A 15,770-nucleotide genomic window follows, 5' to 3' on the forward strand; every position below is an offset into this window, starting at 1 on the left:
CACAATAGCCGGGTGAAGAAGTTCTCAGTGATCGGCATAGGCGCGGGCGACCCGGACCATCTGACCCTCCAGGCGGTCAGGGCGATCGGCGCGACGGACGCATTCCTCATCCTGGAGAAGGGCGAGGAGAAGGCGGATCTGACCGGGCTGCGGCGCGCGATGCTCGATGCGCACGCCCGCCCGGGCCACCGGCTGGTGGAGGGCCGCGACCCGGACCGGGACCGGACGCCCGCCGACTACGCCCCGACGGTGGACGGCTGGCGCAGCGCGCGGGCCGAGCTCTTCGAGCGCTTCATCGCCGAGGACCTGGCGGACGGCGAGAGGGGGGCGTTCCTGGTCTGGGGCGATCCCTCCCTCTACGACTCCACGCTCGCGATCCTCGACGAGGTGCTGGAGCGCGGCCGGGTGGCCTTCGAGCACGAGGTCGTACCCGGCATCAGCAGCATCTCCGCGTTGCTGGCACGGCACCGGACCAACCTGAACCGGGTCGGGCGCCCGGTCCAGATCACCACCGGCCGCCGGCTGGCCGAGGGCTGGCCGCAGGACGTGGACGACGTGGTGGTGATGCTGGACGCGCGGCACGCCTTCACCGCCCATCTGGACCAGGACCTCTTCATCTATTGGGGAGCCTACGTGGGCACCCCGGACGAGATCCTCGTCTCGGGCAAGCTCGCGGAGGTCGCCGGGCGGATCGAGGAGCTGCGCACCGAGGCCCGCGCCCGCAAGGGCTGGATCATGGACACGTACCTGCTCAGGCGCGGCTGAGATAGGACGGGAGGGCGGCGGCGAGGCGTTCGTACTCCTCGGGCCGGTTGTAGATCTGGCCGCAGACGCGGATGCCGCCGCCGCCCGGCCAGGGCCAGATCAGCACCCGGATGCCCTGCTCGGCCGCGATCCGCTCGCGCAGCTCGCGGGCCCGGTCGGGGGTGTCGGCGACCCCGGGCGGCAGGCGCAGGGTGCGCATGGCGAGGGCTTCGCCGTGCGGGAGCGGGGTGAGACCGGGGAGCTCGGCGAGCAGGGCCGCTCCGTGGGCGGCCAGCGCGCTGTTGTGGGCCCGGACCTTGGCCGCGTCGAGCCGTTCGAGCAGGTCCAGCCCCTCGGGGGCGGCGAGCCAGCCGGTGTAGTCGGCGGTGGCGCGGTTCTCGACGGAACGCGGGAATCCGTGCTGGTCCTCCCATGACGGTACGAGGGCCCTGATCCGGTGGCGGTGTTGCGGGGCGACGGCCAGGACCGCGCTGCCGGAGGGCGCGTAGCCCCATTTGTGGAGGTTGCCGAACCAGAAGTCGGCGCCGCCCGCGAGGGGGTCGGCGAGCATGCCCAGGGCGTGGGCGCCGTCGACGACGGTGGTGACCCCGCGTTCGCGCAGGTCTGCGAGGAGTCGGGGGGAGGCGATGATCCGGGCGGTGGGCGAGCTGACGTGGTCGAGCACGGCCACCCTCGTACGGGGTGTCAGCGCGGCCAGTACGGCCTCGCGCACGGCGTCTTCGTCGGGCAGGTGGGGGTCGATGGCCACGGTCGTGACGGGGGCGCGGCGGGCGGCGGCCGCGACGACGGTGCCGTAGCCGTGGTCGGTGACCAGGATCTCGTCGCCGTCGGCGAGCGGGACGGCGTCCAGGGCGAGGTTGGCGCCCTCGGTGGCGTTGGCGATGAAGGCGATGCCGTCGGGGTCGGCGCCGAGGTGTGCGGCGATCCGGGTACGGGCCGCGGCGAGGCGGTCCGGGACGGCGATGAAGAAGGCGTCGGGGTCGGCGTGCACCTCGGCGCGGAGCGCGGCCTGGGCCTCCTGGACGGGGACGGGCACCGCGCCGAAGGAGCCGTGGTTCAGGTGGGCGACCCGGGGGTCGAGACGGAACAGGGCGGGCCCGCCGGGGAACTCCTGGGCGGACCCGGCGGGACGTATCGGCTCGGTCACTGCTCCTCCGGGGATGCGGCGCGGCTGTCCCCCGGATCATCCCCCGCCGCCGCCGGCTCCGGTAGACCGCCGTCGTACGGCGCGTCGGGGTGGGCGCCGCGAAGGCGCGGCTCGCCGGACCGGGTAGAGCAGGGTGCTGCGCACCGGCGTGCGCGGACTGCGCGGTTCGATCATCACGGGCCGACCGCAGGGGGGCGGGTCGGATCGGCACCACCTGCTGCCGGGTGTGGCAGGAGAACCGATCGCCAACACGCCTCCTAGGAGTCCCGGCCGCTGGTGGCCGCGTAGTACTGGAGGTCCTGCACCTCCACCTTGTGGTCCACCCGGTACGGCAGGTCGACCTTCACGCCGGCCTTCCCGTCCCGGACGACCTGCGCCGAGCTGGTGCCCGCCCTCAGCGGCAGCAGTTGCGAGTGGATCCCGGCGGGGGCCTCGTAACTGCCGTCCGCGGTGCCGACGGCCGTCCGGACGGCTCCGGCCCCGGTGAGGAAGCTGAGCACCTCCACCTTGTCCCGGGGCGGGGCGCTCCCCTTGCGGAGCGACATCACCAGCGACTGGTCGCCCGTCGGGTCCGCGTCCGCGAACTGCGTGCGCGCGGAGAGGTAGAGGGTGTCCCGGACGATCTTCGGCCAGCTGCCCGTCTTGAACCGGGTCAGGTAGTACGAGGTCAGGTCCAGGTACGCGTGGCCGTTGTGCAGGGAGGGGGCGAACTGGCTGCCCTCCGAGTAGTCGTTCCAGGTGGTGAGCTGGACCCAGTCGGCGCCGTCCTCGATGGCGTGCGTCCAGGTCGAACGCAGGGTCGCGGTGTTGCCCGCCTCGTCGTAGATGCCCTGGTTGGGGCGCGCGTCCTGGACCGACACCGGCTGCATCCAGATCTTGCCCATGTCGTGGGCCCGCTGGACGTCGCGCGTCGAGCTCTCCTGGCCGACGTAGCTGCGGCTGCCCCACTCGGAGAAGCCGTGACTGATCGGGGCGAACGCGCCGCTGTGGGCGCCGAAGTCGAGGAAGAGCGGGACGAAGGCGGTGCGGATGCCGTGCTCGGACTTGAGACGGGCGATGACCTCGGTCCACCAGTCCACGCTCTTCTCCTCCGCCTTGAAGGGGGAGACCACGAGGCGGCCGTCCGGGAGCCGGTGCGCGGCGGATGCGTCGGCGAGCGTGGCGATCGCCTCGGCGAGCACCGCGGGGTCGTCGGTCTTCAGCGAGGTCATGTCCGGCATCAGCATGATCTTGAAGGCCGGGTCCACCGAACGGGCCGCCGCCATCAGCAGGTTGCAGCGGTCCCAGTTCTTGCCGGAGAGGGAGAGCAGGTCGAGGGTGAAGCCGTCGATGCCCGCCGCGCGGGCGGTGCGCACCTCCTGCTGGAGGTTGGCGTACTCCCAGTCGCCGCTCTTCGTGGGCACGGGCAGCGGCCGGTCGCGCAGCAGGCCGCCGTACCGGCCGTGCTTCCCGTTCTCGCCGTCGGGCTTCAGGTAGTTGCGGGTGTAGTAGTCCCGGTCCGCGGCCGCGTTGTCGAGGGAGAGCGGGTAGGGGGTGAAGTAGTGGGCGAACACCAGCTTCTTGCCCGCACCGCCCGAGCGCAGGGCTGCCTGCGAGGGCATGTCGAAGGGCAGGGCTCCGGTGGGGCGTTCGGCCCCGGAGTCCACCGCCTCCTTGGGGTTGCCCTTGGTGGCCGCGCCCTCGGTGGGCGTCGGGGGCCCGGTGGGTGAGGGGGTGGCCCCGCCGGGTGTGACGGGAGCGCCGCCGGTCGCGGTGGCCGCCGGCAGGCTCCCGCCGGGGGCCGAGGCGTCCTGCACGGAACCCGCGTCGCGGGGGTCCCAGGCGATTCCGGTGGCCGCGCAGACACCGACCAGGAGGAAGCCGGAGAGCACCGTGGCGAGCAGCGACCTGCGCCCCCGGAAGGCCGGCCGGCGCCGGTGCGACACGGGTCCGGCCGCCCGGCCCCCGCGCAGTGTCCGCCTGCCGGCACGGTGCCGTGCTCGCCGGTCCGTTCGCCGGTCCGCTGTCATTCTGGTTCCTCCCGCGAATATGCCCCTTACGAGGGGCTGCACAGCAGTAGAGCCCAATCCCGGCTTCCGGACAACCGTTCCCAGGAGCCGGAGTTCGGGTGCGTACGTCACACGGACCACGGGAACTACGCCGCCCGTCCGGCGGCTCGGACGAAGTCCCCACCTGGGGCGCAGCGAACGCGTTCTTCGGAATGCGACATTCCCCTAGCCTTACGTCGCAAGTGGCGCATAATCATCGTCACGCGGCTCGAAAAAACCCTCTTGCCGCACTTGGTCACGCATGCAATGGGGGGCATCGTGCCGATGAGGGAATCCGGGGCCATGGGGGAAGCCGGGTCGATGAAGGACGAAGGTTTAACCGGAACGCTGCCGGCGACGTCCGCCGAAATGTCCCGGCTGCTCACCACCGTGCGGCGGGGGCGCGTCCTGACCGTGGCGGGAGCCTTCCGGGAGCCGCGGAGCCTGTTGGTACGGGAGATCGCGCGGCGGATCGCGTCCAACTTCTACGACGGGGTGGCCGTTGTCGCCATGAACCCGCAGCACGGCGGCTACGGAGTCCGCGAGTTGACGGCCGAACTGGGCTGCGTACCGGGGATGCCCGCACCGGCCTGCGGGACCGCGCACACCGCCTCGTGGCTGGCCGAACGGGACATGCTGCTCGTCCTGGACGGCGCGGAGCAGCTCGGCCCGGACGCCCTGGCCTGGCTGCGGAACCTACTGACCGTGGCGCCGGGGCTGCGGATCCTGGCGGCCGGGCGGTCCCCGCTGGCCTTCGAGCAGGAGCGGATCCATCGGCTCTGATCCACCGGCTCCGCCCCGCCCGCTCCGACGCGAGGGCTCCGGTGCGAGGGCTCCGGTGCGGGGGCTCTTGAACATCGGCTTCCGGGTGGCCGCGGACACCTCCGCGGACGGGCGGCGGACGAAGCCGTGGACGTCGCCGCCGGGGTCAGCCGAGCTGCCGGCTGAGCTGCCGCCACACCGGGGCCGGGCAGCGCCCCTGCGGCCGGGACTTGAGGAACATCCCGTATTCGACCAGGCGCGGTGGACGGCCGAACTCCACCCAGTGCGCGCGGCCGGAGGCCTTGTCCCACCCGTCGTTGGGCATCCGGATGTGGTCGGTGCGCCCGTCCTTGTCCTTGGTGGTGATCTGGGCGACCTCCGCGTGGCCGGGATGGACGGCCAGCACCACGCAGTAGTGCCGCAGCTGCCGCGCCGGGTCCTCCCGCAGCGGAACCATGGCCAGCCAGATCTCCCCCGGCGCCGGCCGGTGGGTGCCGACGGCGACGCGCGGGCCGCCGCGCGAGGCGTCCCACCGGCGGACCGCCACGACGAAGGCGAGCGCCACCAGCCCGGCGGCCATGCTCTCGGCCGTGGCCCGGACGTTCCACACCGGGTACTCCCCGACCTTGCCCTGCGTCCACCACAGCGCCGCGGCGACGAGCGCCAGCAGGGCCGCCGCCCGGGCAGGCACCAGCCACCGGGCGCCGGTCCGGCGGCGCGACGCGAACAGGGCCAGCAGCAGGGCCACGACGACCGGAATGGCGTAGACGATGAGGTACTGACCGAAGCCCTGCAGCTGCTGCGGCGGTGACTGCTCGGCCAGCAGATCGGGCAGTGCCAGCGGCACCGCCAACAGATAGCCGACGGTGGGGAGGACGAACAGAACGAGCAGGACCGCCAGGCAGCCGGTACCGCCGCAGGACGTGTCGGAACGACGTGCCACAGAACCCCCAGAGCGTTTTCGGCGAAGCCCCCCGGGGCACCGACCCCGAACGCTAGCGCAGGGCCCACGCCTCGGCCAGGAGTCCCCTGAGGACCTCGGCCTCGCAGGCGCCGAACACCCGGGCCGAGCGGCGCGGCTCCGGACACGGCTCCGGACACGGCTCCGCCCCGGCCGGGCACGGGGCCGGCCGGGGCGGAGCGGATCACGTCGTCAGGGACGCGTGGGTACGACTGTCGGCATCAGCCCAGGAGGGCGAGCGCCTCGTTGAGGGTCGCGGACGGGCGCATGATCGCCGCGGCCTTCGTGGCGTCGGGCTGGTAGTAGCCGCCGATGTCGGCCGGGGAGCCCTGCACCGCGACGAGCTCGGCGACGATGGTCTCCTCCTGCTCCGACAGGGTCTTGGCGACGGGCTCGAAGGCCTTGGCCAGCTCGGCGTCGTCGGTCTGCTTGGCCAGCTCCTGCGCCCAGTAGGTGGCGAGGTAGAAGTGGCTGCCGCGGTTGTCGATGCCGCCCAGCTTGCGGCTCGGCGACTTGTCCTCGTTGAGGAAGGTGCCGGTCGCGCGGTCCAGGGTGTCGGCCAGCACCTGGGCGCGGGCGTTGCCGGTGGTGGTCGCGAGGTGCTCGAAGCTGGCGGCCAGCGCGAAGAACTCGCCCAGGCTGTCCCAGCGCAGGTAGTTCTCCTTGACCAGCTGCTGGACGTGCTTCGGGGCGGAGCCGCCGGCGCCCGTCTCGAAGAGGCCGCCGCCGTTCATCAGGGGGACGACCGACAGCATCTTGGCGCTGGTGCCCAGCTCCAGGATGGGGAAGAGGTCGGTCAGGTAGTCGCGCAGCACGTTGCCGGTCACCGAGATGGTGTCCTCGCCGCGGCGGATGCGCTCCAGGGAGAAGGCGGTGGCCTCGACCGGGGAGAGGATCTTGATGGTCAGGCCCTCGGTGTCGTGCTCGGCGAGGTACGTCTTGACCTTGGCGATCAGCTGCGCGTCGTGGGCGCGGTTCTCGTCCAGCCAGAAGACGGCCGGGACGCCGGTGGCGCGGGCGCGGGTGACGGCGAGCTTGACCCAGTCCTGGATGGGGAGGTCCTTGGTCTGGCAGGCGCGGAAGATGTCACCGGCGGCGACCTCCTGCTCCAGGACCGTGTTGCCCGCGGCGTCGACGACACGGACGGTGCCCGCGGTGGCGATCTCGAAGGTCTTGTCGTGGCTGCCGTACTCCTCGGCCTTCTGCGCCATGAGGCCGACGTTCGGGACCGAGCCCATGGTGGACGGGTCGAAGGCGCCGTGGGTGCGGCAGTCGTCGACGACGACCTGGTAGACGCCGGCGTAGCTGCTGTCCGGGAGGACGGCGAGAGTGTCGGCCTCGGCGCCGTCCGGGCCCCACATGTGGCCGGAGGTGCGGATCATGGCCGGCATCGAGGCGTCGACGATGACATCGGACGGCACGTGCAGGTTGGTGATGCCCTTGTCGGAGTCGACCATCGCGAGGGCCGGGCCCTCGGCGATCTCGGCGTCGATCGAGGCCTTGATCGCGTCGCCGTCGGGCAGCGCGCCCAGGCCGTTCAGGATGGCGCCCAGGCCGTCGTTGACCGACAGGCCGGCGGCGGCCAGGGTCTCGCCGTAGCGGGCGAAGGTCTTCGGGAGGAAGGCGCGGACCACGTGGCCGAAGATGATCGGGTCGGAGACCTTCATCATCGTGGCCTTGAGGTGCACGGAGAACAGGACGCCCTCGGCCTTGGCACGCTCGATCTGGTCGTTCAGGAAGGTGCGCAGCGCGTCGACGTGCAGGACGGACGCGTCCACGACCTCACCGGCGAGGACCGGTACGGACTCGCGCAGCACGGTGGTGGCGCCGTCGGCGGCGACGTGCTCGATGCGCAGGGTGCCGGCCTCGGCGATGACGGTGGACTTCTCGGTGGAGCGGAAGTCGTTCTCGCCCATGGTGGCGACGTTCGTCTTCGACTCGGTGGTCCAGGCGCCCATGCGGTGCGGGTGCGTCTTGGCGTAGTTCTTGACCGAGGCGGGGGCGCGGCGGTCGGAGTTGCCCTCGCGCAGGACCGGGTTGACGGCGCTGCCCTTGACCTTGTCGTAGCGGGCGCGGATGTCGCGCTCCTCGTCGGTCTTCGGGTCGTCCGGGTAGTCCGGGAGGGCGTAGCCCTGGCCCTGGAGCTCGGCGACCGCGGCCTTCAGCTGCGGGATCGAGGCCGAGATGTTCGGAAGCTTGATGATGTTGGCTTCCGGGGTCTTCGCCAGCTCGCCGAGCTCGGCGAGGGCGTCGGCGATCCGCTGGCTCTCCTGGAGGTACTCCGGGAAGACGGCGATGATCCGACCGGCCAGGGAGATGTCACGGGTCTCGACATTCACACCGGCCGTCGACGCGTACGCCTGGATCACAGGCAGGAAGGAATACGTCGCGAGGGCCGGGGCCTCGTCAGTGTGCGTGTAGATGATGGTCGAGTCAGTCACCGGATGCTCCGCTCCACAGTCTGCGTCTCTCGTCTGCAACATTGCTCGACATCAAGATATCTCGTGATCGGGCCGCTCTGGACAGCCCCCTGCCGCCAGTCCGGGAGACGCGTGTCACGCGGGCCCCGGTGGGCACCGGAAAAGGCGGAAGCGCCGCCCCCGGCTGTTTCCGGCCGGGGGCGGCGCTCAGGCGTTCGGGCCTTGATCAGGCCCGTACGGCAGATCAGGCGGCGTAGGCCTTCGGGTCCGGGCCGTACTGGTTCTGCTGCGGCTGACCGGCGGTGGCCAGGAGGACGATGAGCCAGATGAAGCCGACGAGGGGGACGAACATGATGAAGTACCAGGCACCGGACTTGCCGAGGTCGTGCAGACGACGGACGAGGAGCGCCAGCGTCGGAACGAAGGTACCGAGGAAGTACAGGCCAACGATGATCATGTTGGCGCCGATGACGGTGTCCAGGATCGCGAGGACGATCACGGCAGCCACCTGGAAGAGGACGAACATCCAGTACTCCTGGCGGCGCGCGCGGCCGGAGAAGACGGCGTACTTCTTCAGAACATCGGTGTAGTGGTTCATGAGGGTCCCCCCAGAGGACGATCGTTCGGGCCCGTCCTGCTGGAGCAAGCCGGGGCAGAACTTATGCCCCCCTTACGTCGCGGTCAAGCCAGTTCACAACCGGTCGAAACGGGAACTTTCCTTCGCTTCTCCAGCCAAACGCTGTTGTATCTGGCGTTACTTGAGCCCCATGGATCACCTTTGACCACAAGGCGTGGCGAAATGGCCCGCGTTCAGGAGGGGCGGAGGCCCCACTGAGAAGCCCAGGGCCACCCGGGGGCGGCGAAAAGCCCTCAATGTCCGACGTGTTAACGCGTCCGCCCCGCCGAACCCGGCTTGATCCACTTACGGATCGTTACCTCACCGCAGCCTGACCCGTCGCGGCCCCGGACAGAAAATGACATTCCGGCCCGGGCCACAACGGCGTCGCGGCCGTCAGCCGATGTGGAAGGAGTCCCCGTAGACCTTCCAGTCGAGCGGCGTATTGAGGTTCAGGTTGCCCTTCTTCAGAAAGACCCGCTGTGCGGTGTCGACCCGACTGGTGTCGCTGTGCGCCTCCTCCTGCTTCATCGCCCAGACCCGGGCGTCGAGGAAGGCGTTGAGGTAAGCGGTCTCGTTGCCGCCCTGGGACGGGGGCTTGGCCTTGGACAGGGCGCGCTTGCGGATGTTGCGGAAGCTGGTGGAGTCGCTGCCGTCGCCGTGCATGACGATGGCGTCGTAGTAGATGAACTGACCCAGTACGCCGACCCCGTCGGCCTTGCCCTGGTTCACGGCCGGATTGAAGTAGACCCGGTCGCGCTCGTGGTCCTGGGCCTTCCGGAAGTCCGCGTCCTGGGCCGCCTTCGCCCAGTCCTTGGTGAAGTTCGGATCGAGGCCGGCGTGCGAGTCGCTGCCGTCTACCTTGCGCAGGGCGGGGAGGTACTTGGCGAGGACGTTGCCCGGCTTGATCTGCGCGTAGTACTCGACGAGGTCGAGCATGTCGCCGGTGCCGGAACAGAATCCGATGATGCCGGCCGTGTAACCGCGGCCGTCGTCTATGTCCTCGATGTATTTGTACTGGGCCTTCCAGTCCAGCGAGGAGTTCTCCGCACTGGAGACGATCTTCATGGCGATTTCCTTCTTCGCCGGATCGTCGAGTCCTACGGCCGCTGCCGCTGCGGTCTCCGCCGTGGGGGCGGGGGCCGTGACTGCGGGAGTCGTGGTGGCGTGGGCGGCGACGGGGGCGGCGATCAGCGCACTGCCGAGCAGTGCTCCGATCGCCAGCATCTTGCGGCGGGGGGTGAACACAAGGCCTCCATCTGGTAGTTGAGGCGTCCCAGCTTCGTTAGGAAACTTTACTACCAGAGCTGACGACAGCTCAATACCCGGGCGCACCCCAAGGAACGGACCCGTCCGGTCAGAGCCAGCCGTTGCGCCTGAAGCCCCGGTGGATGACGAAGCAGGCGAGCACCATGACGCCGAGGACCAGCGGGTAGCCGTAGGTCCAGTGCAGTTCGGGCATGTGGTCGAAGTTCATGCCATACACCCCGCAGACCATGGTGGGGACGGCGACGATCGCCGCCCATGCCGTGATCTTGCGCATGTCCTCGTTCTGGGCGACGGTCACCTGCACCAAGTGGGCCTGCAGGATGGAGTCGAGGAGGTTGTCGTAGGCGCCGATCTGCTCCGTGGCCCGGGTCAGGTGGTCCGCGACGTTCCGGAAGTACGCGCGGGTCTCCGGCGGGATCACCGGTATCGGCTGCGTGGCCAACTGCTGCAGCGGGCGGCCGAGCGGTGCCACCGCCCGCCGCAGTTCCAGGAGTTCGCGCTTGAGCTGGTAGATCCGCCCCGCGTCGCCGCGGCCGCCGTCCTCGCTGAACACCGCGGTCTCGACGGCGTCGATGTCGTTCTGCACCGCGTCCGTCACGGCCGCGTAGTCATCGACCACGTGGTCGGCCATGGCGTGCAGAACGGCCGCGGGCCCGTTGGCCAGTTGGTCCGGGGCGCGCTCCAGCTCCTCGCGGACCGGGCCCAACGTGCCGCGGCCGCCGTGCCGGATGGTGATGATGAAGTCCTGGCCGGTGAAGGCCATCAGCTCGCCGGTCTCCACCACCTCGCTGGTCGCGGTCAGCTCCTCGTGCTCCACGTAGCGCACGGTCTTGAAGACGGAGAACAGCGTGTCGTCGTAACGCTCCACCTTGGGGCGCTGGTGCGCGTTGACGGCGTCCTCGACGGCGAGGGGGTGCAGGCCGAACAACTCGGCCAGTCCGGCCAGCTCCGACCTCGTCGGCTCGTGCAGGCCGATCCAGACGAAGCCGTCACCCGTCTTGCGGACCCGGCGCAGCGCCTCCTCGACCTCGGCGCAGTCCTCCTGCCGTACGCCGTCGCGGTAGACGATGCAGTTGACCACCGCACTGCCGAGCGGGGAGCGGGCCGGGTGGCTGAGGTCGACGGCCCTCCGGTAGCTGCGCCGCACGACCCGGCGCAGGTTGCTGAACATGGACAACGGCGTACTCCCCTTCGGCGGATCAGCGGCCAGTCTGCCATCGCCGCCGGAACGCCTGCGTCCGGGCTCACCGCCCGGCCGGACCTCCGCCGCCCGCGTCAGATCCGGTCGATGAACACGCTCGTCGACTTCACCCGCGCCGTGGCCCGCGCGCCCACCTCGAGACCGAGCTCCTCCACCGCTTCCCGCGTGAGCAGCGACACGATCCGGTGCGGTCCGGCCTGGATCTCCACCTGCGCGTCGACCGTGCCCAGCTTCACCCCCGTGACGATGCCGGGGAAGGCGTTGCGGGCCGAGGTGTACGGGGCCTCCTCGCCCTCGGCGCCCTCCTGCGCGGCCTCGACGCAGAAGGCGGCCAGGTCGGGCCCGTCCACCATCCGCCGCGTGCCCTCGCGGTGGGTGGGGAACCGTTCGGCATCCGCCCAGCGCCGGGCCGTGTCGACGCTGACGCCGAGCAGCCGGGCCGCCTGGCCGATCGTGTAGGACTCCATGGTCCGCAGCTTAGGGGGTGTGCCGTCGATCGGGCCGGACCGGGCCCGTGCAGGTCTGACCCGGGCCGGACCGGTCAGGCCGCCGGGGGCCGGAGCGACTCCCGGGCCGCCGCCGCGATCACTTCCGCGACCGTCGACAGCGCGGGCGAGTCGAGCCTCCACTGCTGCCAGTACAGGGGGACGTCCATCGGCCGCAGCGGCTCCAGCAGCACCAGCTGCCCCGTCCGCACCAGCGGTCTCGACTGCTGCTCCGGCACCAGACCCCACCCCAGCCCCGCGACCACCGCGTCACGGAACCCCTCCGACGTCGGTATGTAGTGCCGTACCGGCCCTGCACCGGCCGCCGGGTCCCCCGTCAGCGCGCGGACGAAGGCGTCCTGGAGGTCGTCCTTCCGGTCGAAGACGATCGTCGGAGCCTCGCGCAGGTCCCGCTCCGGCTCCCCCGTCAGGTACCGGGCCGCGAACGCCGGACTCGCCGTCGGCAGGTACCGGGCCAGCCCCAGCATCCGTACGCTGCACCCGGCCACCGGATCGGGCGAGGAGGTCACCGCCGCCATCACCTGTCCCTCCCGCAGCAGCGCCGTCGTGTGCGACTCGTCCTCGCGGTGGAGCTCGATGCAGACCGGCGGATCCTGCGGCACCCGCGCGAGGGCGGGCAGGAACCAGGTGGCGAGGGAGTCCGCGTTCACCGCGATCGGCAGCCGCACCGGGCCCATCCCGTCGGCCATGCCCAGTTCGGCGCGCGCGTCGCGCTCCAGGCGGGCCAGCTGCCGGGCGAAGCGGACCACCACTTCCCCGGATTCGGTCACCCGCACCGGCTTCGTCCGCATCAGCAGCACCCGCCCGGTCCGCTGCTCCAGCGCCTTGACCCGTTGGCTGACGGCGGACGGCGTCACGTGCAGGGCGGCCGCCGCCGCGTCGAAGGTTCCCTCGTCCACCACGGCGAGCAGCGTGCGCACCTGGTCCAGCGGTAGCTCGTCCATCACGAGCGCTAATGGTACGTAAAAATCTTTAGCTGTACTGAACCGACCTCGCTGCCTACCGTCGACGTCATGAACTACGGCATCGTCACCGCGGCCCTGGCCGGCTTCGGCAGCGGACTCTCCCTCATCGTCGCCATCGGCGCGCAGAACGCCTTCGTCCTGCGCCAGGGCGCGCGCCGCCACGCGGTCCTGGCCGTGGTCGCCATCTGCGCCGTCTCCGACGCGGTCCTCATCACCCTCGGCGTCGCCGGCGTCGGCGTCTTCGTCACCGCCTGGCCGGCCGCCCTGACGGTGGTCGGGCTGGCCGGGGGCGGGTTCCTGATCTGCTACGGGGTCCTGGCCGCCCGCCGGGTGCTGCGGCCCGTCCCCGGCGCCGCCCTCACCACGGAGGGCGCGACGAGCGGGTCCGCCCGCCGGGCCGTGCTGACCGCCCTCGCCATGACCTGGCTCAACCCGCACGTCTACCTGGACACCGTGCTGCTCCTCGGCTCCCTCGCCGCCGACCGCGGCGACCTGCGCTGGGCCTTCGCCATCGGAGCCGTGCTGGCCAGCCTGACCTGGTTCGCCGGTCTGGGCTACGGAGCCCGGATGCTGAGCGGCCTGCTGGCCCGCCCGGCCGCCTGGCGGGTCCTGGACGGGCTCGTCGCTGCGACCATGGTCACCATGGGCGGCCTGCTGCTGGCCCGCGCCTAGGCTCTCGGATCTTGCCGGGCCGACGGGAACGTGACGACAGCACCCGGGGGTGTCTTGTCGAGCGGGCCGGCCTGACCTGCAAGACGCCCCGGCCCGCATGTCGGCGTCGGGCACCCGCCGCGGCCGGGGCATAGTGCTGTGGCCGTCGACCCGATCCACAGGAGCCCGCCGTGCCCGACCGTCCCTCCCCGCTCGTGGCCGCCACCGGGGTCGTCCTGGACACGCGCGGGCGGGTCCTCGTACTGACCACCCCGGGCCGGACGGACCCGGAGCTGCCGGGCGGCGCGGTCCACGACACCGAGACCCCGGAGGAGGGGCTCGCCCGCGCGCTGCGGGAAGGGCTGAACCTCGAGCTGCCGGCCGGCCGGCTGCTGGCGGTGGACTCCCGGCCGCCCGCCACGACCGGCACACCCGGCACGCCCCGCCCGCCCGGCCGCTCCCTGATCGTCCACGTCCACCTCGTCGGCCCGCTCCCGGCGTCGCGGGCCTCGACGATCTCCTTCCCCGTCGGGGCGACGACCGAGGCGCGCTGGCTCCCGCCGGAGGCGGCCTGCGCGCTACTGCCGGCCCCCGTCGCGCCCCGGCTGCGCGCCGCACTGGCCGCCCTGCACACCGGTTCCTTCGCCCACCTCGTCGACGGGGTGCCCCAGCCGGGCTCCCCGGCCGGTCTGGACCCGGCCCGGCGCGTGGCCCTGGAGCACTCGGGCACCCTCGACCCGGCCAGCCACCGGGCCAGCCGCCCCAAGGCGGTGACCGCGGCGAGCGTGCTGTTCACCGGCTCCGACGGCAGGATCCTGCTGGTGCAGCCCGCGTACGGCAGGTCCGACCGCTGGAACCTGCCCGGCGGCGGCATCGACAGCGACCTCGGTGAGATCCCGCGCGCCGCCGCCCGGCGGGAGGTCCACGAGGAGCTCGGCCTCGACCTCGCCCCGGGTCGGCTGCTCGCCGTGAACTGGTCCCACAAGCCCGGCCGTCCGGCCCGCATCCGCTTCCTCTACGACGGCGGCGTCCTCGATGCCCCCACCCTCGCCCGGATCCGGCTGGACCGGGCCGAGCTGCTCCAGTGGCGCACCGTCACCCCCGCGGAACTCCCGAGCCTGGTCAAACCCGCCCTGCGGCGCCAGATCACCGCCTGCCTGACCGCCCGCGCCACGGGCGCCGGCCCGCTGGAACTCCACGCGGGCCGCCCCTGACCGGCGGGCCCCGCCGCCGGGCCCCGGCCGCGGGGTTACCGTCGGCGGCATGGACGGTGATCGCCGACGGTGGCGCCAGTGCTTGCTCGGCGGGGCGGTGTTCGCCGTGTGCATGGCGGGCACCACGCTGCCCACTCCCCTGTACGGGCTCTACCAGGAGAAGTTCGGGTTCTCCGAGCTGGTGGTGACCGTCGTGTACGCCGTGTACGCCTTCGGGGTGATCGGCGTGCTGCTGCTGGCGGGCAACGCCTCGGACACCGTGGGCAGGCGGCCCGTGCTGCTGGCCGGTCTCGCCTTCTCCGCGGCCAGCGCCGTCTGCTTCCTGTGCGCCACCGGCATGGGCTGGCTGTACGCGGGCCGGCTGCTGTCGGGACTCTCCGCCGGGCTGTTCACCGGGGCCGCCACGGCCTACGTGATGGAACTGGCGCCGAGCGGCGGCGCCGCGCGGGCCACGTTCGTGGCGACGGCCGCCAACATGGGTGGGCTGGGGTGCGGCCCGCTGCTCGCCGGAGTGCTCGCGCAGTACGCCGCCTGGCCGCTGTACCTGCCGTTCGCGGTGCACCTCGCGCTGGTGGCCGTCTCGGCCGCCGTCCTGGTGCGGCTCCCCGAAACCGTGCGCGACCGGCAGCCGCTGCGCGCCGTACGACCGCAGCGGCCCGGCCTGCCCCCTCAGGTGCGGTCGGTGTTCGTGCCCGCGGCGATCGCCTCCTTCGTGGGCTTCGCGCTGTTCGGGGTGTTCACCTCGGTCAGCCCCGCCTTCCTCGCGCAGTTCCTGGGCGTGCACAACCGCGCGGTGAGCGGGCTGATCGTCGCGCTGGCCTTCTTCGCCTCGACCGCCGGGCAACTGGCCGTCGGCCGGGTCGGGGTGGACCGGTCGCTGCCGCTGGGCTGCGCCGGGCTGCTCGCCGGGCTGGCGCTGCTCGCCGGCGCGCTGTGGTGGGACCTGCTGGCGCTGGTGGTGGCGAGCGCCGTCGTCGGCGGGGCCGGGCAGGGCCTGGCGTTCCGCGGTGCGCTGGCCTCCGTCGCCGCGGCCTCGCCGCCGGACCGGCGCGCGGCGGTGATCTCGATGCTGTTCGTGGTGGCGTACACGGGCATCTCGCTGCCGGTGATCGGGGTGGGGCTGCTGGTGGGCCCGATCGGCCTGGAGGGTGCCGGGCTGGTGTTCATCGCCTGCATGGCCGTCCTGGTCACGGCCGCGGCCGGCTACCTGCTGCGCCGGCCCGTGCGGGTGCGCGCCTGAGCACGGACGCGCGTGCGCGCGGCCGC

The 15,770-nt window shown here is 72.0% G+C and carries 14 protein-coding genes; 5 read left to right on the top strand and 9 right to left on the bottom strand.

Annotated elements, in window-relative coordinates; genetic code table 11:
* Positions 1–12: 12 nt before the first annotated feature.
* On the top strand, positions 13–765 hold the full coding sequence (gene cobF, locus OG207_RS08580) for a precorrin-6A synthase (deacetylating) (protein ID WP_329097368.1): 753 nt from the start codon (positions 13–15) through the stop codon (positions 763–765).
* Here cobF and OG207_RS08585 read toward each other — a convergent pair.
* Positions 752–1,912 (bottom strand): aminotransferase class V-fold PLP-dependent enzyme, encoded by a 1,161-nt coding sequence (locus tag OG207_RS08585; protein WP_329097370.1) that lies wholly within the window; start codon positions 1,910–1,912, stop codon positions 752–754. The genes cobF and OG207_RS08585 overlap by 14 nt on opposite strands.
* Before the next feature lie 257 nt (positions 1,913–2,169).
* Positions 2,170–3,837, bottom strand: a complete 1,668-nt coding sequence (locus OG207_RS08590; RefSeq protein WP_329097372.1) for a glycoside hydrolase family 71 protein — start codon at positions 3,835–3,837, stop codon at positions 2,170–2,172.
* A 405-nt stretch (positions 3,838–4,242) separates the two neighbouring features.
* On the opposite strand from OG207_RS08590, the gene OG207_RS08595 reads away from it, so the two are divergent.
* Entirely contained in the window at positions 4,243–4,722 is a 480-nt protein-coding gene (locus OG207_RS08595; RefSeq protein ID WP_329097375.1) for a hypothetical protein, read from the top strand.
* Positions 4,723–4,867: 145 nt separating this feature from the next.
* On the opposite strand, the gene OG207_RS08600 is transcribed toward OG207_RS08595, so the two are convergent.
* From OG207_RS08600 to OG207_RS08630, 7 genes are all read right to left on the bottom strand, one after another.
* Positions 4,868–5,644 (bottom strand): hypothetical protein, encoded by a 777-nt coding sequence (locus OG207_RS08600; protein ID WP_329097376.1) that lies wholly within the window; start codon positions 5,642–5,644, stop codon positions 4,868–4,870.
* Between the two features lie 239 nt (positions 5,645–5,883).
* Positions 5,884–8,103 (bottom strand): NADP-dependent isocitrate dehydrogenase, encoded by a 2,220-nt coding sequence (locus tag OG207_RS08605; protein ID WP_329097377.1) that lies wholly within the window; start codon positions 8,101–8,103, stop codon positions 5,884–5,886.
* Between the two features lie 223 nt (positions 8,104–8,326).
* Positions 8,327–8,680, bottom strand: a complete 354-nt coding sequence (locus OG207_RS08610; RefSeq protein WP_329097378.1) for a DUF805 domain-containing protein — start codon at positions 8,678–8,680, stop codon at positions 8,327–8,329.
* A 414-nt stretch (positions 8,681–9,094) separates the two neighbouring features.
* Positions 9,095–9,925, bottom strand: a complete 831-nt coding sequence (locus OG207_RS08615; protein WP_329107485.1) for a chitosanase — start codon at positions 9,923–9,925, stop codon at positions 9,095–9,097.
* A 130-nt stretch (positions 9,926–10,055) separates the two neighbouring features.
* Positions 10,056–11,138, bottom strand: a complete 1,083-nt coding sequence (gene corA, locus OG207_RS08620; RefSeq protein ID WP_329097379.1) for a magnesium/cobalt transporter CorA — start codon at positions 11,136–11,138, stop codon at positions 10,056–10,058.
* A 104-nt stretch (positions 11,139–11,242) separates the two neighbouring features.
* On the bottom strand, positions 11,243–11,635 hold the full coding sequence (locus OG207_RS08625; RefSeq protein ID WP_329097380.1) for a TOBE domain-containing protein: 393 nt from the start codon (positions 11,633–11,635) through the stop codon (positions 11,243–11,245).
* Positions 11,636–11,709: 74 nt separating this feature from the next.
* On the bottom strand, positions 11,710–12,618 hold the full coding sequence (locus OG207_RS08630) for a LysR family transcriptional regulator ArgP (RefSeq protein WP_329107487.1): 909 nt from the start codon (positions 12,616–12,618) through the stop codon (positions 11,710–11,712).
* 69 nt (positions 12,619–12,687) lie between these two features.
* Here OG207_RS08630 and OG207_RS08635 point away from each other — a divergent pair, with 69 nt between their 5' ends.
* The 3 genes from OG207_RS08635 to OG207_RS08645 all read left to right on the top strand — a co-directional run bounded on the left by OG207_RS08635 (position 12,688) and on the right by OG207_RS08645 (position 15,744).
* Positions 12,688–13,311, top strand: a complete 624-nt coding sequence (locus OG207_RS08635; RefSeq protein WP_329097381.1) for a LysE/ArgO family amino acid transporter — start codon at positions 12,688–12,690, stop codon at positions 13,309–13,311.
* A gap of 170 nt (positions 13,312–13,481) precedes the next feature.
* Positions 13,482–14,504 (top strand): NUDIX hydrolase, encoded by a 1,023-nt coding sequence (locus tag OG207_RS08640; protein ID WP_329097382.1) that lies wholly within the window; start codon positions 13,482–13,484, stop codon positions 14,502–14,504.
* Positions 14,505–14,553: 49 nt separating this feature from the next.
* Positions 14,554–15,744, top strand: a complete 1,191-nt coding sequence (locus OG207_RS08645; RefSeq protein ID WP_329097383.1) for an MFS transporter — start codon at positions 14,554–14,556, stop codon at positions 15,742–15,744.
* Positions 15,745–15,770: the final 26 nt, after the last annotated feature.

The sequence above is a fragment of the Streptomyces sp. NBC_01439 genome (genome assembly GCF_036227605.1).
In the GTDB taxonomy this organism is placed as follows: Bacteria; Actinomycetota; Actinomycetes; order Streptomycetales; family Streptomycetaceae; genus Streptomyces.